The organism is Paraburkholderia sp. RL17-380-BIE-A, from assembly GCF_046028085.1.
Lineage (GTDB): Bacteria > Pseudomonadota > Gammaproteobacteria > Burkholderiales > Burkholderiaceae > Paraburkholderia.
Map to the genome: position 1 here is coordinate 587,274 of NZ_JARESQ010000001.1, position 19,855 is coordinate 607,128.

The 19,855-nt window shown below is 59.9% G+C and carries 18 protein-coding genes; 5 read left to right on the plus strand and 13 right to left on the minus strand.

Annotated elements, in window-relative coordinates:
- The first annotated feature begins 21 nt into the window (after positions 1-21).
- Positions 22-1,437, plus strand: coding sequence for a cation:dicarboxylate symporter family transporter (locus P0D68_RS02605; RefSeq protein ID WP_408185506.1), 1,416 nt, complete (start codon positions 22-24; stop codon positions 1,435-1,437).
- Between the two features lie 117 nt (positions 1,438-1,554).
- Here P0D68_RS02605 and P0D68_RS02610 read toward each other — a convergent pair whose 3' ends face one another.
- From P0D68_RS02610 to P0D68_RS02620, 3 genes are all read right to left on the minus strand, one after another.
- Complete coding sequence (locus P0D68_RS02610) at positions 1,555-2,304, minus strand: SDR family NAD(P)-dependent oxidoreductase (RefSeq protein WP_408300179.1); 750 nt, start codon at positions 2,302-2,304, stop codon at positions 1,555-1,557.
- Positions 2,305-2,381: 77 nt separating this feature from the next.
- The gene (gene folE / locus P0D68_RS02615) at positions 2,382-3,107 is read right to left on the minus strand and encodes a GTP cyclohydrolase I (protein WP_408185504.1); all 726 of its coding nucleotides are present in this window, start codon (positions 3,105-3,107) and stop codon (positions 2,382-2,384) included.
- A gap of 93 nt (positions 3,108-3,200) precedes the next feature.
- On the minus strand, positions 3,201-4,208 hold the full coding sequence (locus tag P0D68_RS02620; RefSeq protein ID WP_408300181.1) for a MerR family transcriptional regulator: 1,008 nt from the start codon (positions 4,206-4,208) through the stop codon (positions 3,201-3,203).
- 223 nt (positions 4,209-4,431) lie between these two features.
- Between P0D68_RS02620 and P0D68_RS02625 the strand changes: the two genes are divergently transcribed.
- Complete coding sequence (locus tag P0D68_RS02625) at positions 4,432-5,427, plus strand: NAD(P)/FAD-dependent oxidoreductase (RefSeq protein ID WP_408300183.1); 996 nt, start codon at positions 4,432-4,434, stop codon at positions 5,425-5,427.
- A gap of 86 nt (positions 5,428-5,513) precedes the next feature.
- Here P0D68_RS02625 and P0D68_RS02630 read toward each other — a convergent pair whose 3' ends face one another.
- The 3 genes from P0D68_RS02630 to P0D68_RS02640 form a co-directional block, all read right to left on the minus strand.
- Entirely contained in the window at positions 5,514-6,293 is a 780-nt protein-coding gene (locus P0D68_RS02630; protein WP_408300185.1) for an EAL domain-containing protein, read from the minus strand.
- A 79-nt stretch (positions 6,294-6,372) separates the two neighbouring features.
- Positions 6,373-7,704 (minus strand): sensor domain-containing diguanylate cyclase, encoded by a 1,332-nt coding sequence (locus tag P0D68_RS02635; protein ID WP_408300220.1) that lies wholly within the window; start codon positions 7,702-7,704, stop codon positions 6,373-6,375.
- A 5-nt stretch (positions 7,705-7,709) separates the two neighbouring features.
- On the minus strand, positions 7,710-8,081 hold the full coding sequence (locus P0D68_RS02640) for a phosphonate transporter (RefSeq protein WP_218157139.1): 372 nt from the start codon (positions 8,079-8,081) through the stop codon (positions 7,710-7,712).
- A 565-nt stretch (positions 8,082-8,646) separates the two neighbouring features.
- Between P0D68_RS02640 and P0D68_RS02645 the strand changes: the two genes are divergently transcribed.
- Positions 8,647-9,003: a response regulator gene (locus P0D68_RS02645; RefSeq protein ID WP_091806886.1), complete on the plus strand. Its 357-nt coding sequence runs from the start codon at positions 8,647-8,649 to the stop codon at positions 9,001-9,003.
- 159 nt (positions 9,004-9,162) lie between these two features.
- Here P0D68_RS02645 and P0D68_RS02650 read toward each other — a convergent pair whose 3' ends face one another.
- Entirely contained in the window at positions 9,163-9,546 is a 384-nt protein-coding gene (locus P0D68_RS02650; RefSeq protein ID WP_408300187.1) for a hypothetical protein, read from the minus strand.
- A 260-nt stretch (positions 9,547-9,806) separates the two neighbouring features.
- Between P0D68_RS02650 and P0D68_RS02655 the strand changes: the two genes are divergently transcribed.
- Entirely contained in the window at positions 9,807-10,247 is a 441-nt protein-coding gene (locus tag P0D68_RS02655; RefSeq protein ID WP_408185499.1) for an Hsp20/alpha crystallin family protein, read from the plus strand.
- Between the two features lie 12 nt (positions 10,248-10,259).
- Positions 10,260-10,664: an Hsp20/alpha crystallin family protein gene (locus P0D68_RS02660; protein WP_091806882.1), complete on the plus strand. Its 405-nt coding sequence runs from the start codon at positions 10,260-10,262 to the stop codon at positions 10,662-10,664.
- Between the two features lie 140 nt (positions 10,665-10,804).
- On the opposite strand, the gene P0D68_RS02665 is transcribed toward P0D68_RS02660, so the two are convergent.
- The 6 genes from P0D68_RS02665 to P0D68_RS02690 form a co-directional block, all read right to left on the minus strand.
- Positions 10,805-11,674, minus strand: a complete 870-nt coding sequence (locus P0D68_RS02665; protein WP_408300190.1) for a 4Fe-4S dicluster domain-containing protein — start codon at positions 11,672-11,674, stop codon at positions 10,805-10,807.
- A gap of 10 nt (positions 11,675-11,684) precedes the next feature.
- On the minus strand, positions 11,685-14,663 hold the full coding sequence (locus tag P0D68_RS02670) for a molybdopterin-dependent oxidoreductase (protein WP_091806878.1): 2,979 nt from the start codon (positions 14,661-14,663) through the stop codon (positions 11,685-11,687).
- A 127-nt stretch (positions 14,664-14,790) separates the two neighbouring features.
- Positions 14,791-15,531 carry an OmpW/AlkL family protein gene (locus tag P0D68_RS02675; protein ID WP_408300192.1) on the minus strand — a complete coding sequence of 247 codons (741 nt, stop codon included), beginning with the start codon at positions 15,529-15,531 and terminating at the stop codon, positions 14,791-14,793.
- A 200-nt stretch (positions 15,532-15,731) separates the two neighbouring features.
- Positions 15,732-17,690 carry an acyl-CoA synthetase gene (locus P0D68_RS02680; RefSeq protein WP_408300194.1) on the minus strand — a complete coding sequence of 653 codons (1,959 nt, stop codon included), beginning with the start codon at positions 17,688-17,690 and terminating at the stop codon, positions 15,732-15,734.
- A complete protein-coding gene (locus P0D68_RS02685; RefSeq protein ID WP_091806872.1) occupies positions 17,687-18,643 on the minus strand; it encodes a fumarylacetoacetate hydrolase family protein in 957 nt (318 codons plus the stop codon). Before P0D68_RS02685 ends, P0D68_RS02680 begins: the two co-directional genes overlap by 4 nt.
- A gap of 34 nt (positions 18,644-18,677) precedes the next feature.
- A complete protein-coding gene (locus tag P0D68_RS02690) occupies positions 18,678-19,748 on the minus strand; it encodes a VOC family protein (RefSeq protein ID WP_408300197.1) in 1,071 nt (356 codons plus the stop codon).
- Positions 19,749-19,855: the final 107 nt, after the last annotated feature.

The window sequence follows — 19,855 nt, forward strand, 5'->3', positions numbered from 1 at the left end:
AGACGTGGAGGAGCGCACATCATGAACAACCATAACGCATCAAACGCATCGCCGGACGTTCCGCCGCCCAGAAGGCTGCCGTGGTACCGCAGGCTGGGAATGCAGGTTCTGGCCGGGCTAATCCTCGGGATTGCCGTCGGTCTGATTTTCCCGAAGGTGGGTGGGCAGCTGAAGGTACTGGGCGACATCTTCCTGTCGCTTATCAAGGCCGGTGTCGCGCCGCTTGTGTTTCTCACCATCGTGCATGGCATCGCGTCGGCCGGTGACGTCAAGAGCGCGGGCCGCGTAGGATGGCGCTCGATTGTCTATTTTGAAGTGGTATCGACCATTGCCTTGATGGTCGGCCTGCTGGCTGGCAACCTGCTGCAAACCGGAAAGGGCATGACGGCCATCGCCGTCGGAGCAGCGCCGCCGGCGGTTGCAAAAATGGAATCACAAGGCTTCGTCGCGTTTGTCATGCACCTCGTGCCGGATAACTTCATCGGCGCCTTCGTGAAAGGAGAACTGCTGCAGGTGGTGGTGCTGGCTGTGATGGTCGGTATCGGGATACTCGCGATTCCTGAACGCCGCCGCGTCAGGATCAACGAGGGACTCGATCTTGTTTCCGAAGTCCTGTTCTCGTTCATCAACCTCGTGATGAAGCTGGCGCCGCTCGGCACCTTCGGCGCCGTCGCTTACGCGGTGGGCAGCAACGGCACCGCCGTGCTCATTGCACTTGCCCAACTCGTTCTCAGTTTCTACGCGGTTGTGATCCTGTTCATCGTCGTGGTCATGGGAATCATCGCGAAACTGGCAGGCTTTAGTCTGTGGCGCTTCCTCCGCTATATCAAGGACGAAATTTTTATCGTGCTGGGTACCGCGTCGTCCGAGAGCGCGCTGCCGCGCCTTTTAATCAAGCTCGAACGGCTCGGTTGCGCGAAGCAGACAGTCGGTCTCGTGTTGCCTACCGGCTATGCGTTCAATCTCGACGGCACATCGCTTTTCATGTCGATGGGCGTGCTGTTCATCGCTCATGCGTATGGCGTGCCAATTACGCTGCAGCATCAGGTCGGCCTGCTCCTGTTGATGCTGTTGACCTCCAAGGGTGCGGCCACGGTGTCAGGCGGATCGTTTGTGGTGTTTGCTGCGACGGTGGCGTCGACCGGCATCCTGCCTGTTGAAGGGGTTGCGGTGATTTTCGGGGTCTACCGCTTCATGTCAATGGCGATCGCCGCCTGCAACACGATCGGTAACAGCGTTGCCACGGTCGTGATTGCAAAGTGGTCGCATACGTTCGACGCGCAGGTCGCCGAGCGTCATTTCTATCCGGAGCGCTACCCGGCCACCGCGCATGCCGACGAAAGTCTTGATGACGGTAACTTGCTGCCCGAGGACACGAGCGACGCGAATCCGCACTCTGGCGGCATCTCTATGAAAAGTGCGGGCACAGCGCGATGATCTGTTCCGTTGGGCCGTGGGCGCCCCATCGGAGGCCTGCCGATTCCACGCGCAGGCAACTGGAGCCCGAAGCGATTCGGGGAAACTCCACGCTGACTGACACGTAACGATATGGCATCACGCGCCCGCCATCGAATGAAGGATGCCATGGCCGCCGTCCACCCCGATGTGCTGGCCAGTGATCCAGCCAGCATCATCGCCTAGCAGAAAGTCGATCAACGCCGCCGCGTCCTCGCCTTGACCCAGACGCCTCATCGGATTGAGCTTTGACATCCGGGCGATCGACTCAGGTGAGCCGGTGAGCTTCGACGACATGTTCGAGACAGTTAATCCTGGATGAACGCAATTCACCCGAATCCCCCGCTCAGCGTAGGTCGCGGCTGCCGTGACGGCGAGCGCCGCCACCGCGGCCTTTGCACCGGCAATGGCCTCGTGATTCGGAAATCCAGACTGCGCCGCAACCGTGCCCACCAGTACGGCGCTCGAGGGCTTGCGATGGGCGAGCGCAGCGGTAACGAAAGCCCGAAGCACGTGCCACGCACTGATGTAGTTATCGGCAAGAGTCGCGCGCATATCCGCTTCGCTGGTCAGGTGCAGAGGTCTGATCAGAATCGATCCGACGCAATGGGCGACACCTGTCACTTCTCCAAAGCGCTCAATACCTGCCTGAATTGCACATTGCACCTGCGCTGCATCGGTTGCGTCGGCGGGTGCAGCGAGTGCGCGCTCTCCAAGTTCGTCGGCGAGTTCGGTGAGCCTCGCTCCATCGCGAGATGTAAGAACAACGCTTAGACCGCGCGCTGACAGTCTCCGGGCCAGTGCAGATCCGACTGCACCGCTCGCGCCAGTAATCCAGATCGCCGCCATTGCCTCACTCCCGACAAGTACCCGCTACGTTCAGCCATTCAATACCGACCACCAAGGCTCACTTTCTGCCCCGCCAGTCAATTCCGACCCGGTAGAAGATCCAGAAACTCGCGACGCAATGCGGGATCCCGAAGAAATGAACCGCGCATCACGCTGTTGACCATTTTTGCGTCGTCGTCTTTCGTGCCGCGCCAATGCATGCAGAAGTGGTCGGCCTCCAGCACCACCGCAAGCCCGTCGGGCTGGATGCGTTCTTCGAGCAGATCCGCGATCTGCTTGACGGCCTCTTCCTGGATCTGCGGCCGGGTCATGATCCAGTTGATCAGACGGCCGTACTTGGACAGGCCAATGAGGTTTGAACTCTCGTTGGGCATCACTCCAATCCAGACCCGGCCCATGATCGGACACAGGTGATGGGAGCAGGCGCTGCGCACACGCAGCGGGCCCACGATCATCAATTCATTGAGCCGTTCGACATTCGGAAATTCGGTGACAGCCGGCGCGGTGTCGTATCGTCCCGCAAAGACTTCGCGAACGAACATTTTCGCCACGCGTTGCGCGGTTTCGTGCGTGTTGTGATCGTTGTCGACATCGATGACGAGCGAGCGCAAAACGCCCTGTAGCTTGTCCGCGACCTCCTTTTGCAGCAGTTCCAGCTCTCCCTCGCGAAGGTAGTCGGCGATGTTGTCGTTCGCGTGGAATCGGGCTCCCGCACTGAGAAGCCGACATCTGATCCGCTGCGAAAGCGGCACGCCCTCGCCCAGCTCCAGGCCGTGGCGTATGTCCTGCGCTACTGATTCCATGAGACTTTTCTCCCAACGTCAATGTGTCAATCCGTACGCGTAACGTGCGCTGTAAACCTTGCGCCGTATGCCCCCGACTCACGAAGACCCGTCTCAATCCGTCTGATGCGGTTGAGGCGACCAGCCTTCTTCGCGCACCACACGCTCGAGCGCCGACTCGATCAGCACGCGCGCGCGATTGGCGACGTCGCCGAGATGCCGGTGTAACGCAACGTCGTGCGCCGAGCGCGATGTACATTCGTCGCTATAGGATTCGAACGTCGACAGTTGCATCACCAGTTCAGCAAGGTGCCGCGGACATTCGCAGGCAATCGTCGACGAGCGGGCAGCGATGGCTTCGAGCTCGGCGTCGTCGTACCGACGTGGCGAGCGCAACCAGGAGGGGGCTTCGCCGGCCTCACGCGTCACCCGAGCGCTGTGGCACAGATCGCCGAGCATCTGGCGAAGCTCGGTCCTGCTGTCGGGCTCCCGATACAGCCGCACACCCGCGAGGCGCAACGCTTCTGCCGCGCGCCCCGTACCGAAGCCGTACACCACCGCAACCGCCGCCGCGCCGCAGGCGTCGCTGAGCGCGAGAACGTCCGAAGCGGCGTCCTCATGCAGCGAAGGAACACGCAGCAGCAGAAGGTTCGCCTCTTCCCCTTCAGATGACGCGCCTTCGCGCGCCGCCGCGAGATCCGCATACTCCGCGAGCTTGCCGACGCCGTAGCGCCGCAGATCGATACCCGTTTCAGCCAGGCGCCGGGCCAGGTTCTCCCCGACTAGCGTGAGCCGGAACCTGACCTCATGACTGGCATTGGTGGGGCGCGATCTGCCGCTGGACCCCTCCCCTGCGGCAAGAAACTCGAGTTGCTCGCGCTCGAGCCGCGCAATCGCTCCAATCGCGTGGCCGCGCTGCACCAGCGCGTTGATCAGAACCAGCCGGCGCACGTCGTCCTCGGAATACAGGCGCTGTCCGGCCTCACTTTTGGCCGGGCCCACCACTTCGTAGCGCCGCTCCCAAAGCCTGAGCCTCGTGACCGGCATCCGCGCGAGCCGGGCGGCCTCCCCGCTCCTGTAATTGCGAGCGGGCGACGTGTCTTCGACGGAGGGCGACGGCATGGCCATTCCTTTAGCGTTGCGTGACTCGGGATAATATTCCTGTTTCGAGTCAATGTGAATCATTATTGCGAGTCGCATCACCTCTTCAAAGTTAAAAAAGATCGTCAATGTGTCATACTTTGACATCAAGACTCCATAATCGGAGTCACTGTGACGCATCTCAATGCGAAATTGGCTTTGGTGGCGGGTCCCTGCGAGTCCGCGAACCCTGGAGAGAGAAGTCATGCCTATAAAACGGAAAGGCCCACGAATAGCCGTCGTCGGTGCGGGGATCGCCGGGTTGTCATGCGCGACGGTGCTGCGCCGCTCCGGGTTCGAGGTCAACGTGTTCGACAAAAGCCGCGGGCCTGCCGGGCGGATGAGCACCCGTCGCCAGGGCGACTGGCAGTGCGACCATGGGGCGCAGTACTTCACCGCTCGCGATCCGCTCTTCCAGGCGGAAGTGGCGCGTTGGCAGAACGCGGGCGTCGCCGCGATATGGCCTGCACGAATCGCGGTGCTCGATGGGTCCGCACAAACCGCATGGGCGAGCAAGCAAGACCGCTTCGTCGGTACGCCGTCAATGAACTCGCCCGCGAAGTTTCTGGCTGACGCTCAGTCGGTGACCTTGGGCTGCACTGTCACCGCAATGCATCGGGATGGGCGACAGTGGCGTCTCGTGTCAGCCGAACAGGGCGCGCTTGCGGATCGCTTCGACGTCGTGGTCCTCGCCATGCCCGCCCCGCAGGCGGCGGACTTGCTGCGGGAAGCCGCGACGGGACTGGCGGCGCTCGCACGCGAGACCGCGATGCGCCCGTGTTGGGCACTCATGGTGCGCCTGCCCGCTCGCGTGCCAGTGCCGTTCGATGCCGCTTTCATCAATCAGGGGCCCCTGCGCTGGATCGCGCGCGACAGCAGCAAGCCGGGCCGCAACGGCCCCGAAACATGGCTGCTGCACGCGAACGCGGACTGGAGCGAGCTTTACATCGACGCCAGCGCGGAACGTGTCGCGGATTGTCTGCTCGAAGCGTTTGCGCTGCACGGCGGCCAAAAGTCCACCGAATGGACGGCGCACCGCTGGCGATTTGCTGACACCGAGGCCAGCGAAGAGTCGGCGCCTGGATACATGTGGGATGAAGCCAGCGGCCTGGCATTGTGTGGCGATTGGCTCAACGGCGGCAGAGTCGAGGGTGCGTGGCACAGCGGCCGGATGCTGGGCGAGCGAATCGCCACCTGGTAGTTGGCGGCACCATCGTCAAAGCAGTCACCAAGCCAGATCAAAGGTGCAAGGTAACCTGGACTGCTAGCAGACCAGCATGCTTATGGCTATGTAAAGCACTTTAGCTTATCGATTGCCGGAATCGTTTTAAAACCTGGTTTTGCGAAAAAATAGCCCTGCATCAGGCTGACTCCATGCGCAACAAAGAAGTCTCGTTCGCCCCTGGTTTCGATGCCTTCCGCCACGACACGGATACCAAGATCGTCGCAAATTGAAATCACGCCTCGCACGATGCGCTGACGCACCGGGTCAGTGTCGATACCGCGGAGCAGTCCCATGTCGAGCTTGATGATGTCGGGCTGGAAATCCACCAGCAGAGCAAGCCCCGAATAACCGGCTCCGAAATCATCAATTGCCGTCAGGAAGCCAAATGTCTTGTATGCCCTGAAAATCTCGACCAGATGTGTGCGGTCGGCCAGATGTTCACCTTCAACGGTCTCGAATATGATTTTTTCAATCGGGAAACCATGCGTCTGCGCAGCTTCCAGAGTGCTCCTGATGCATACCTCCGGCCGATAGACCGCGTTCGGCATGAAATTGATGGAGAGAAACGAGTCGAGACCTAACGCGGCTGCACTGGCGATCGCAACCTGCCGGCAGCGTTGGTCAAAATGGTATTTGTTTGCATCGTCGATCTGCGACAGCACCGAGTGCGCGGATTCCCCGCTCGCACCACGCACGAGCGCCTCGCATGCGAAAACAGCCTGGGCGCTCACATCGACGATCGGCTGAAACGCGAAATCGATCTCTATCGGCAGGGGCGTAATGTCCTTGCACCCGGAACATCGTTGCGGCTGTCCCGCCACCCCATCGGGGCTACGAATCATGAAGGAATCCATCTGGTGTTATCGCGCTGATTGTTTGCTGATTAGGGTTGACGCCGTTGGCCCTGCTGCGGGGCGGCCGTCAGTCTCCCGGTGTGTTGGCTTCTTCGCAGGCGGAGCATGCTTCGCCCGCCGGCTCCAAAACCTCGCTGCGTACGCAGTTCCGCCCTGCTCTTTTCGCGTCGTAGAGCGCGCGGTCGGCGGCAGCCAGCAATCCCTGGAGCGTCGGATTGGCAGGACTCAATGTCGCGACGCCCAGACTGATCGTCGCTTTCAATTGCCCGACCGCCGTTTCGATTCGCGCCCGCTCGACCGCAACCCGCAGTCGCTCAGCGACCACCAACGCCTCGCCGGCCGTCGTAGACGGCAGCATCAGAATGAATTCCTCGCCGCCGAGTCTCGCGACCGTGTCGGACGTGCGTAACAGCCCCTTCGCTTCGCCGGCGATCCGTTTCAAAACCTCGTCACCCGCCTGATGTCCGGCCGTGTCGTTGATCCGCTTGAAGTAATCCGCGTCCAGCATAACGACCGACAACGCCCGCCCATGTCGTTCGGCGCGCGCCACCTCGGATTCGGCAACTTCAAAGAAGTGGGCCCGGCTCGATACGCCTGTCAGGTGGTCGGTCGTAAGCAGGCGCGCAAGGTTGTCGCTGCTCACCTTGCGCTCCGTCACGTCTCTCAGAACGACCGAATACCCCGCTATCTCCCCTTCCTCTTCGCGCAGCACCGCGACGAGAACCTGCCCCCAGTAGCGTCGACCGCCCCTGGTTTCACACCAGAACTCCTCCACATGCCAACCCTCGTCACGCGTTAGCGCGATATGCTCCGGTGAGCGGTGCGATACGTGCTCGTCGCGGGCATAAAAGCACGAGAGCGTGTGCCCGACGACGTCGGTCTCGCCAAATCCCGTCAGGCGTTCAACCGATGGATTCCAGCTTTCAATGCGCCCTTGCGCGTCAAGCGAGAAGAAAGCAAAGTCGTTGACGCTCGTGTAGATTCCGGCCAGCCACGATTCTGTTTGCCGCGCTCTTCTCTCGGCGGCAACCTGTCGGGAAATGTCCGTCAGCACCGTCATCAGCAGATTCTCACCCACCTTGATGATGGAACAGGCGAGCACGACCGCCCCCTCTTTGGCCGGCGTCACAAACACCCGGTGGTTTTCACACACTGCCCCCCGCTCGCCCTCAAAGCTGGCCGCCAGGTTGCGAAGCTCCGGCGCCACCGACGCCAGGCTATCGAAAATATTCTCGATACCGCCGCCTTTTACCAGAGGCATGAGAAGCTGCGCGGCAAGAGGGTTCATCATGTCCACGAGACCCGCCTGGTCGCTGCGGATAATCCCGACCGGGGACAGGTACATGAACGAGAGTAACGCCTCGTATTCGGACTCGAGGTCGTTCGTGTCTGGATTCACCGCGTTCAATGGGCCGCCTTTCGCTCAATCAGGACAAACCGCGTCGCGCAGTCCGGCGCTTTCAGCAGCCTGAGCCGCACCGGGGTCGGGCGCATGCGCAAGGTCAAAACGTAGGGAACAATATCGTCAATTGCCTCCTCGTCTTCGAAGCGCTGCGCCACCATGAAATTATTCATGCACGGGGCCACCTCTTCGAAGAAATGTTTCCCTAATACTCGCTGCGCCCGCAATCCGGCGTTCTTCGATTCGGTCGCGTTATAGACCGTGACAAGTGCATCCGGGCTTAACCCGATGACGCCAAACTGCATTTCATCTAACCGGGCAGCATCCAATCCAGCCAGCTCCCCTATTCGCACCGCCTCGAATTCTTCGTTCACGCTTATCCCGTGTGGCGCCACAACACCAAGTTCGTTCGTACCGACTATTTATCCAAAGAGTTCCAAGTGCTGCTTCTGGTGAAAATAGCGACAACTTGTTGCCCCAAAGAAACCGCCCAATAGACGGCATAACGGCCTCCGACGAAATAACTTTAACGCGAGAGCAGCGCTGGAGATTGCCAGAGCCTGTCGGTAATAACGTCCAATTGGGCGCACTGTCGCCGCGTTGCCATAGCGTGGCCAGGAAAGATCTACCCGCCCAACCAAACAACAGCCTTTTCTATGGATCCGCATGAGTTGCCCTGCACAAATTGCCGCGAGCTTACGAAGGACGTACTGGAGGTACGAATTGCTCGCGCGTTTCAGGCGCAATATAAGTTCTGCGATGGGAGCACTCTGTCCTCATTCGTCGACGCCCGAGCCATCCCAAGTTCGTTTGAACAGCCCCCCGGTCAGCTGCCCAAATAAGCGAGCGTCAGCGAACGGGGAACCGGCGCGAAGACACCGGGAACGCGAATTGCACGCTCACGTATCCGCTTACTCAACACATATAGGCAGTCGTCTCATGCACTCGATTCTGCTTGTCGATGACGAGCCGGATATTTTGACGGCCTGGCATCTGATTCTCATTGGAGAGGGGTACGAAGTGCGATGCGCCGCGAACGGCGCGGAGGCGCTCCGGATTCTGGACGGTTGGCGGCCGCACCTTATCATCACCGACTGGATGATGCCGCTGGTTGATGGTCGGGAGCTATGCCGTCATATCAAATCGAATCCCGAACTTTCACGCATTCCTGTGCTTGTTCATACAGCAGCGCCAGCGGCCGCTCGTGAAGCGAATTGTTACCACGTCTGCCTGCAAAAGCCGGCGCCTATCAACGTCGTTCTCACAACCGTGGCGAAGCTATGCGGCAGCGCATAGACGGACGAGACCTTCGCGGTTGGCCTCGCAACCGCATCACGGCTGCTGCTACGGCCAGTATCGACTGCAGTCACAAAATCCTGCTCCACGTGATTGCAAACGGACCGGAAAGCCGAAGTGGACCCGCGGCCGAGAGCGGTAACGGGCCACGCAACCTTATCACTGGATAGGCGGCACAACACCGAGTTTTTCGGCCAGCATGCGTTCATAGACGCCGAAATGCAGGTCTACCTCTTCCTGCGTAACTGTCTGGACTAGAACGTTGACCTGGTCGGGTAGCAGTCCCATCACTGTTGAGATTGCGCCCTCAAGTTGCGGCGCACAAATGCGGTCTTCGGCGAGTGTCGTGCCTATGGATATGTCATAACTTTGCTCCTTCCGTTGCACGATTTCGACTATGCGGGCTCGCGCGCTCATGTTGTTATCGACCGCCAGTCTCACGACGCCGGCAAGCTGATGCATCACTTCAGTCGGAAAGCCTTTCGTCGAGCGCAACCTCAACCGATGCTTTCCGAGAGTTATCCACTCTGTTTCGAATTCCATGGAGTTCTCCTCGGGTGACACTGGTGCGCGGATGATAAGGGCGGTCATCGGTTTTTCAAGCCCGACAACAAGCCAGAAAAATTCCTCAAATGAGGGGCTTGAAAATCTTTTCCTGCATCTTATTTTGAAAACGCTCGGGCAGTCGCTCGCGGGTCGACGCGGGCGCTGCGTGTTTCAACCTTGTTTGTTTTGCGGCTGGGGCAAGCGGACTGGAGCGCGTTCACCGGTTCGTCTTCCCGCCACCAGAGGAGAAAGCGACCATGAGTGACCTTTACTTTGGCACCGAACTCTTCAGCGAACTGGACCGTCTGCAGCGGCAGATGTCTAACCTTTTCGGCGGATTTCCTTCCAGCCTTCGCTCAAGCCGAGTCGGGACCTTTCCACCCATCAACATCGGGACGACCGACGATACGATTGAAATCGTCGCGTTTGCGCCCGGTATTGATGCATCGAAGCTGGATATTTCCATCGACAAGGGCCTGCTGACCATCGCCGGCGAGCGGACGAGTTCACTGCCCGATCCCGCCGACGGCCGACGGGCCTACACGCACGAGCGCTTTGCCGGCTCTTTCCGGCGAGCGGTCGAGCTGCCCCAGCATGCCGATCCCGACAAGGTACAGGCGCGTTACGTGAACGGATGCCTGTTGATTTCGGTTGGTAAGCGCGAGATGTCCAAACCCCGCGCAATTACAGTTGAGTAATGAGGTGACACGATGAGCGACACCACGCAAATTGCACAGCGCGAGACCGATCCAGCAAGCCGCAGCGCCGCAGACGAGACCCGTCGGCTAACGCTGACTCCAGCGGTCGACATTTTCGAGGACAGTCATGGTGTGACGCTACTGGCTGACTTGCCTGGCGTCACCAGGGAACGGCTTGATGTGAACGTCCATGGCGGGAGCCTGACCATCGAAGCTCAGTCGGCAGTGCCTACCCCGGCAAACCTGCGTCTCTCCCACGCCGAGATACGCGCCCCCCACTTTTCGCGACAGTTTGCCGTTAGCGATGATTTCGACACGTCGCGGATTGAGGCTAACCTGAAAGATGGCGTGCTGAGGCTGACCATCCCGCGTCGGGAGGAAGCAAAACCACGCCGCATTGATGTCAGCTTGGGCTGACCCCCAAAGCGGATCCTACCTGGAACTCTCTCGTAGGCCGGACCAGATCCTCGCCTTTTCCCGGTCGGGGCATCGCGTTCTGTCGTATCCCAGCCAGATAGGATCCGCCGGTCTTGGGCAAAGCAGCTGTGTTGCGGTGCTCATGATCGCGCGACTCCCACGCCGGTTGTCGACTGGGCGAGCCTGATCTCGCCCAGGTAAGCGCTTTCGTCCAGTTCGCAATTACGCCGGGCGTTACCGGCGTCATGATGGATTTCGACCCGATAGAGGCCACTTCCCTTGGCAAGCCCACCGAAGCGGAAATCGCCAAAGCAGTCCGAAACGGTCTCGCCCACCTTCTCGTCACCGACGTACAACGTGACGACTGCATCCGCGACGCACTCCGTCACGTCTTCCATCTGCACGCTGACGCTTCCTCCAATGAAGCAGGTTTCCCAGCGCTCGAGGCCGCTATACCATACGCGAGGCTTCGTGCCGAGATTCGGCCGCAACACCTTCAGCCCCTCGCGCCGGGCCTTCTCCTCCATTGTTGCGTCATCCAGCTTGACGGTCTCAAATACGTCGGTGGGGCAGGACTGCTGACAGCGCGGCCGGGACCAGCCCTGATCGAGCAGATGCGCATCGAAGATCCAGGTCTGTGGCAATTGAAGCTCTTCGTTCCAGACGATTGCCTTGTACGGGCACGACTTCACGATGTCTTTGCGACCCCGCGCCTTGTCCGGGTCAATGATGACGATGCCGTCGGCGCGCTTGCGAATCGCATCGCCGCCCACCCGCATGCACGGCGCGTCGTCGCAGTGGTTGCACATGACCGGCAGATACGTGGTCTCGACCATATGGGCGTCACCCTGAACACGGCGCAGGATGCGCACGACGCTCTCTGCATTGGCCGACGCGGGCGCGGCATAACCGGGAAAGTCGTTTCCGACATGCTCGTCCCGGGCGGCGATGACGCAGTTCTGGCAGTTCTCGCACTGCCCGACCTTGACAATCAGATTCCACTTGCTCATTCCATGCTCCTCACGCTGCACGACCGAGCATGAACGCCTCGGCGGATTTCCACTTTTCGACCTGCACCAGACACGAGTTGGGACTCATGCTGCTCGTGCCGGCGGTTTGAGACCGGTCGGGGGTCAGCATATTCATGCAGCCGCCGATCTCGACGCGCTCGCCGTCAATTTCAATCAGTCTGAATTCGGCACTCGCCTCGTATGACTTGACAACGCCCGCGTTGACCAGCGGCGAGACGTCGGCGGCACAGATCACAGCGCCCCGGTTGTTATAAACCTTGACCAGATCGCGATGGGCGATGCCTCGCAGCACCGCGTCCGCCACACTCAGCCTGAGCAGCCAGAAGCGGTGGCCGCCGATCAGCGCGCGATGGTCATCAATGCTGTTCACTGAAGAATTTTTGCCGTCGCAATGGGTATGGAAGCTGTAACGACTGTGCGTGGCAATCAACTGGAGTGGATACCGGTCGGCGAGTTCGGAACGCATTCCCTCCCACGACGGAATGTAGCGATTGAGCGCCGGCCGTTCGGGATTGTCTGCCGTGTGCCGCTTGAGCAACTCGGGTACGAACTCCAGTTTGCCGCTGGGCGTTTGCAGACCCGAGCCGAATTTTTCGGCGAACTGCGACGGCAACGGGTGGGGTTCCTGCAGGTCTTTGCGCCGGCCCTCCGCGAACCAACGCATGTCCACCGGATGGCGCAATTCGGGCTTCTCGGGCGGCACGACAAAATAACCCTTGCGGCAGAACTGGCGCCACGAAATATGATCCGGCAGATCCGACGAGTCGAAGACGCGCTTGACCCAGTCAAGCTCACTGCAGCCCTCGGTGAACACGGCGCCCAGGCCCAACCGGGTCAGGATCGCGGTGAAGATGTCGTAGTCGGAACGCGACTCGCCCAAAGGCTCGATGCACTTGTGCTGGAGCGTCATGATGCGATGATTGACCGTGCTGTAGCCATGATGTGCGTAGCCGCCGGAATTCGACCATTCCCCGATGTCCCAGCGCTCCAGAGAAGTGCAGGCAGGCAGGATGATGTCGGCAAACTGAGCCTCACCCTCCATCCAGATGGACTGATTGACCACGAACTCGATACTCGAGTGTCGGTAGGCGTCGGCCCAGCGTCCGGAATTCGTCACCGTGCTGAAGGCGGATCCGCCGTAACGGTAGATCATGTGGATCGGCGAATACCCGGGCATGGGATAGGTAAACGGCGCGAACTGGGCTTCCTGCGACATGCCGTCCCACAGGTAGCCTGTGGCATGACCGTTGACGATGGCATCGGGAAGTTGCTGCCGCGGCACCATCTGCTTGACGGGATTCATGGTCAGGATATGCGGCATGCGCTGGTAATTGTTCACCGCGTTGGCGGTCCACGCCAGGTCGCCGGAAATGCCGCCGTCAGCGTAGCCGGGGAAATAGAAATGGAGGTCGTGAGGAACACCCGCTTCAAGGCAGCCGAAATTCACGCCCGGCTTACCCCAGCCCTGCATCGCCATCATCATGATCATGCAGCGTGCCCATTGGGCTCCCGTCGCGCCTCGGCCCGCACCACCGAATCCCGCACCGGTCATCCCGACAGCCAGATGGACCTTCCTGTTCCCCCAGCGGCGCGCAAGCGCGCGGACGTCCTTGGCGGGCACGCCGGTCTCGCTTTCCTGCCACTCGGGCGTTCTGGCAACGCCGTCGGTTTCGCCGAGAAGGTAGGCTTTCCACTCGTCAAACCCGGTCGTGCGGGTAGCGACGTAATCCTTGTCGTACAGGTTTTCCACGGCCCACACGTACATGATGGCGGTAGCGAGTGCGGCGTCGGTTTGCGGTCGGACCGGAATCCATCGCCCGCCGAGTAATTGCGCGGTGGGATTGCAGTGCGGGTCGATATGCACGAACTCAATGCCGAGTTCCTTGGCCCACAGGCGTCGCGGCGTCCCCTCGAATCCCGCATAGGCGCCATTGGTGCTTTCGGGATCGCAGGACCAGAAGACGATCATGTCAGCTTCCTTCAGGCAATCCTCGACACCGCCATAGCCGGATGGAACGCCGATCCGCATCGAATTGCCGAAATGATGCATCGCGCCCCAGTACCAGCCTTCCCAGCTGTCGGGGTTCGCGGCGACCCGGGTGAAACCGATCAGGTTGGCAAAACGCGTCAGCGCGCTGAGGTAATAGCCCACGTTCCCCCACTGGTGGTGGGACGACAGCGGGAACGTAATCGAACCTGGTCCATGAACGCGCTTCTGCCGGTTGATTTCTTTGGCGACAATGTCCAGCGCCTCCTCCCAACTGATACGTACATAGCCGGACTTGCCGCGGTTTTGCGGATTGCGTTCGCCGTCAGGATCGAAGTCGACTCGCTTCATGGGATGAAGGATGCGCTTGTCCGAATAGACGAGCGACTTGAGCGTCAACGCGTGGGGCGCGACCAGTCCACGCCGTGGCGGACTGAAGCGGCGTCCACGCGCTTCGATTACCCAGCTCGGCGCGTCGGTGCTGTCGAGATCGATGGGCGTGACCCGGACGACGCGGCCACGGTTGACGTAGACGAAGAGCGGGCCGCCGTTTGTGCACGTGGTGTAGCGGCGCGTACCGTCGCGCATCCGCGTGCCCATCGGCAAACCGATGGTCTGCATCATGCTCAGGGTTTGCATGACCCAAACCAGCAGTTCGTCCTCGCCTTCGGTCACCACTTTGAAGTTCTTGGCGGCGTGGATAATCTCGCCCTGGTCCGGCTTGGGGGAAAAGAACTTCAGCGCGGTGGCAACATCCTTGAAAGCCATGCGCACGTCGGAGCGCCGATGATTGCCGGCACGCGACCGAATGTGGCCATTCTTGAACTCGATGAGCCGATTGATACTTCCGTCCATGAGCCCGATCGAAACGACCAGATCGCGCTGCTTCAGGCGTTCACGATAGGCGGGAAACCGGCGTGCCGTCAGCTCAAGGAGCTTGGGCAACGCAAAAAGAATGGTCTTGAGGACCTGTCGTTTCATATTCGATCCAAAAAGAACTTATTGCACAAGCGGCGGCATGAACGCTTGAGCGGCAAGCTTGCGTGAACATGCGAGCGGCTCTGACTGGCGCGGTCATGTCACGCTGGGAGTCAAAGGTCTGTACTCGTTAAAACGTATAGGCGACGTTCACGAAGACGCTAAGGGGATCGAGCCGAAGCGTCGATCTGGACACGACCTGCGTTCCAGTCGCTGTCTGTCCGTACAACACCAGATTAGTTTTCACCGGCATATAGTTGACAGTGGTTCCGACGGACCAGTGCTTCGTAATCGCGTAATTTGCCCCGATTTCGAACACCGGATTCCACGATGAACTGAGCGTGGCGTGTGCCGAACCGCCTGGACCCACGCTATCGGTCACGAACTGGCTATTGGTCGTCCGAACCTGGGTGAACCACGTGTAGTTCACGCCTAATGCGGCGAATGGGCGGAATTTCGATTCGGCTGAGAAAAGGTGGTATCGAAGCTCGATCGCGGGCGGCATCGGTCTCGTGGAACCCAGGTTGCCATACTTCTGCAGCGTGCCGTCGCCAATCAGATTTACCTTCAATGGTAGTCCGAACAACACTGCGACACCGATGCTGTCCGTGACGTAGTACTCGGTGGTGATGCCCACCGTATTGGTTGAACTGGCATGCGCCCCGCTGCCGGTCAACTGGCGATTCACCGCTACGCCGCCGACGCTTTCCACGGTCAGCGGTGTTGCATCACCCTGCGGTGCAATGTGAAGCCATCCTGTCGACAGTGTCACGCTTCCGGCCGACTGCGCATTGGCGTTGCCGATCAAGCCGGCCAAGCAGATGCATGCTGCGATACCGACCGATCTGAAGGCTCGTTTGCAATTTTCCATGTCTCTTCTCCTGTCCCTTTGTCTAAAAATTTTTATGGATTATTGGTGTGACCTTTGCAATTTCCTGATTGGCGGGTTCTTCTCCTTCCCTGTTTAATACAGCCCTTATCCTCGCCCCTATCACCAATTAGGTTTACTAACTTACCAACACCGTAATCCCATCGAATCGCGGCATCGCCACGCGGCCCTCTGATTAAGTTCTAATCCCGTGCGGAGACCGAGATCGAAAATGCGAACGGAAAACGCCCCAGCACGGAAGTCGCCAATACTTCCAACGTCGGGTCTGAAAGTTCGACGTGCAGTGAAACCCCGCGTGAGGTGTCATCAATCAGACTAACGGTTGCGTCCTCGACGCCCGCTTCCGCGAGGGCCGACCGCATCGCGTCCGTCATTTCACGGCGCTTCAGTGCGGGCTTGAATATCTTGCCAACGCCCGTCAGAGGTATCGCATCCACGATCCGTATGCCCTTTGGCAGTGCGGCACGTTCGTTTATCTCGCGGCGCAGGAACTCGGCCAATTCGGCTTCGGTTGCGGTGGTGCCAGGCTTCAACTGGACATAGGCAACCGGCAATTCGCCGGCGTGCATGTCCGGGCGCCCTATCGCTGCTGCGATCTGTACCGCGGGATGACGATGCAGTGGTTCTTCGATCGCCGCCGGGTCGATGTTGTGCCCCCCTCGGATAATCAGTTCTTTCTTCCGGCCGGTGAGCCAGAAGTACCCGTCGGGATCGGAGCGTCCGAGATCGCCGGTGTTGAGCCAGTGCGCGCTGTCACCGCCTTCCATCCAGATGCCACTGTTCTGGTCCGTTCGCATATAGCCAGCGAACACGTTTGGCCCGGAGATAATCAGTTGGCCGACCTCATCCGCCACGCAATCCCGTACGTAGCGGCCGTTTTCGTCGACCACGACTGCCTTCATTGCCTGACCGGGCAAACGAAGCCCAATCGAACCGGCCCTGCGCTCGCCAAGCGGAGGGTTGACGCTGCTGACGCAGGTGCCTTCCGTGAGGCCGTAGCCTTCAAGGATTCTTACGCCGGTACGATTCTGGAACGTGCGAAGCAGTTCCACCGGCATGGGGGCGGCGCCACACAGTCCATACTCGAGCGAACTGATATCGTGCGCGCCAACGGGAACGTCCAGCAGAGACCCATAAAGTGTCGGGACCCCGCTAAAGAAGTTGATGCGGTAATGCTCGACAATTTCCCAGAAACGATTTACAACGCCGTCGCCTCGATAGCCTTGCGGAGTACCGAGCACGACGTGGGCACCACGCGAGAACGCCAGCAGACCCGTCACCAGCACGGCATTGACGTGGAAGAGCGGCAATCCGCAAAAAATCGTTTTTCCCGGACCAACGCTTTCGCCAAGGAATTGCCCCGCACTCCACGCATTGGCCACCTCGTTGCCGTGCCGTCGAATCGCAATCTTCGGCAGTCCGGTGGTGCCGCCCGTGCAGAACAACGACGATACATCCTCGACACCGATTTCAACCACGCTGCTGAGCACATCGCCGTCTTCACTGGCTATCGCGGTGCCGAAATCGTGAATGCAAATATGCGAAGGAACGGCACTATGAATGCCGCCAGGTCCATGCAATCTTGAAGACTCATCACGCTGCAGCGTTCGGGCTGCGGAACGCTTTTCGCGCGGCATCCGGTCGGCCAGATTGACGAGCACAAGATGCTTGAGGGAAGACACTGTATGCAGCACGGTTTGCACTTTTTGCCAGAGATCGACCCCAGGAAACGGTGCCAGTGTGACGAGCACACTGGCGCCCGAAGCATTAAGCAGGTCGCCGATGGCCTCCCCTTCAAGCAGCGGGTTGATCGCGCACACGATCCCCACCGCCTCGCCGCCCCAGATCACAAAGTGCGTCTCCGGAAGGTTGGGCAGTACATAGGCGACAACTGAGTCGCGCTGTACTCCCAGCCGCGAAAACAGGTTCGCGGTTCGCGTGATGTCGCGCACCAGTTGGCCATAGGTCCAGCACTCGCCGTTCCGGTACTCGTCGGCCGTTGCAAAGAACGAGAGCGCGGGTGCCGATGGATTGATGGCGGCGCCCCGACAGATCATCTCGTAGGTACTCGACGGCAGGTCCGCCAACCGCGCCTGCGTTTCGATGGCCTGGACATCGTCCATGTTCGCGACGCCTGTCATGCTGCCTCGTCAACAACGAAGTTACGCTGCACGCCCAGATTGATGGAACCGTCGCTGCTGACGATATGCGCCTCCACGAGATCCCCCGCCTGCAGGTACTGCGGCCTGTCCTCCTGCATCTTCAGAAAAAGACGCCACTTTTCTGCTTCGGGCAGTTGCGCTGCGGCGCGCTGCTTTTCGGGCGACGGAATGCTCAGCGCACAGCCCGAAGGTGTGCCGGTGGCGAGCAGGTCGCCGGCGTGCAGGTCGTGAACGGCGGAAAGCTCGGTTAGCGTCTCGGCCGGACCATAGACGAGGCCCGCCGTGGAATCGCTCTGCCGGACCGTTCCGTTCACCATGAGCGTCAGCACGAACTCTTTCAGCTTTGGAATATCCTGTTCCTCCAGCAGGCAAAGGTAAGGACCCACCGGGCCGAACGTGCGATAGCTCTTGCCCTTGTAGAACTGCATCTGAGGAATCTGGATGTCGCGCGCGGAGTAGTCGTTGACGATCACGACGCCGGCGATATAGTCATGCAGGTTTGCGTCAGAGACCATTTCGCGCGAGTTGATGTCGCGTCTGAGCACAAGCCCGAGTTCGATCTCGTAGTCGAGGAACCGCACCTCTTTCGGTTTAACCACGGGTGAGTCGGCTGGGACAATGCAGCTTGTTGCTTTCGTGAAGATCATGTTGAATTTCTTCACATCCGGATCCAGTCCGGACTCGATCATATGCTGGCGGTAATTCGCGCCTTGACAGATGAATTGCTGATTGGCTGTCACGGGCGACAACCACTGCACTTCCGATTCGGGAATCGTGGGACCGCTCAGCATGAACAGCCGCTCAACCGGATTGGCTTCGATAAACTCAGCGGTCGTCTTGAAGTCGCCCGGAATCGGCGTGATCGCGCCGTTGACGACGACGCCCCATTGGGGACGGCCATGATGCCTGTAATGCAGAACGTGAAGTGCCATGGTTAGATCTCCGGATCTTATGGAATGGATTGGTTCAGGCGAAAATCTTTGCCAGCCTGCGAAGTTTGGAGAGCGTCAGGTCGGGGCTGCGACGCAGGTTCTTGACGAGCGCCACGATGCTCGCGGGCGTGAATTTCGGTTTGGTGAAGCTGCGTGGCATTGCCGGTCCCCACTGCGCCATCGCTTCACGACTCACCGCATGCACGCCCACGGGCGTGTCGGCTGTAAAAAGATCGCCGTCGCAATAGTGTTCGTGCTTGTCGCCCCACGGGTCTTGCCAGTAGTCGAAAATCTGACTACCCAGGATATGCCGGCCGATCCCCCACGCGTGCGTCCAGCCCTTGTCGCGCAACACGCGCTGCCCCATGCCAATTGCGTCAGCGTCAACGACTTCGTACGCACTATGGCTGTAGGTCGGTACAAAGCCTTGTGCAAGCGCTAGCGTATGGTGATCGGCCGGCCGTTCGCCAAGATCGAGCCGCATGAACGCAACGACGGGGGAACCATCGGGAAGTACCTGCACGTCGCTTGGAATGAAGCCGAAGTGCTGCGTGTACCACGCGCAGGTTTCCTGATAGTCGACGAGTTCTAGCACCACATGTCCAAGCCGGATGATTTCCGGCGCACATTCGGGTGGCCGCTGTGTTCCGTTAATGCGCACGGCCGCGTCCACGGAATTGAACGGCAACGGTGGCCGATGAAATAGCGCTGAAGCCGGCGCCTGATCCCATATCGCATCGACGCGAAAACCGGAAGGGTCAGTCAGCCGCACGGTATAGCCGCCGCCCGGCAACTGCGATCGTTCGACCGCAGATGCGCCAGGCAGCCTTGCAAGTGCATCGAGCTCGGCCTCGGTGTCGACCTGCAGCCCAAGGCCGACGAACCGGGATTTCGGCGCCCTTTGGATCACATAGCAAAAATGCGAAGCGCCGGTTCCTCTCAGCAGGACAAGCTCTTCATTGCGCAACACGGTTCGTAGACCGAAATCACTGAGAAATGCCTCGGCTTTCACAAGATCCGGCCGATCGAATATCAGGTAGATCAATGCCGAGGCTTTCGTCGTGGGATTGGGATGACGGGCCGGCTGTACGGTGGTCTGTTTCATGGCAGGACGGAAATCAAACGGTTTGAATGGCCGTATTCGGCTTTGAAAGCCGGCGCGTGCCGATGAGACTCGACGTAACGAACTTCGGATCGGCATTCAGGCTGCCG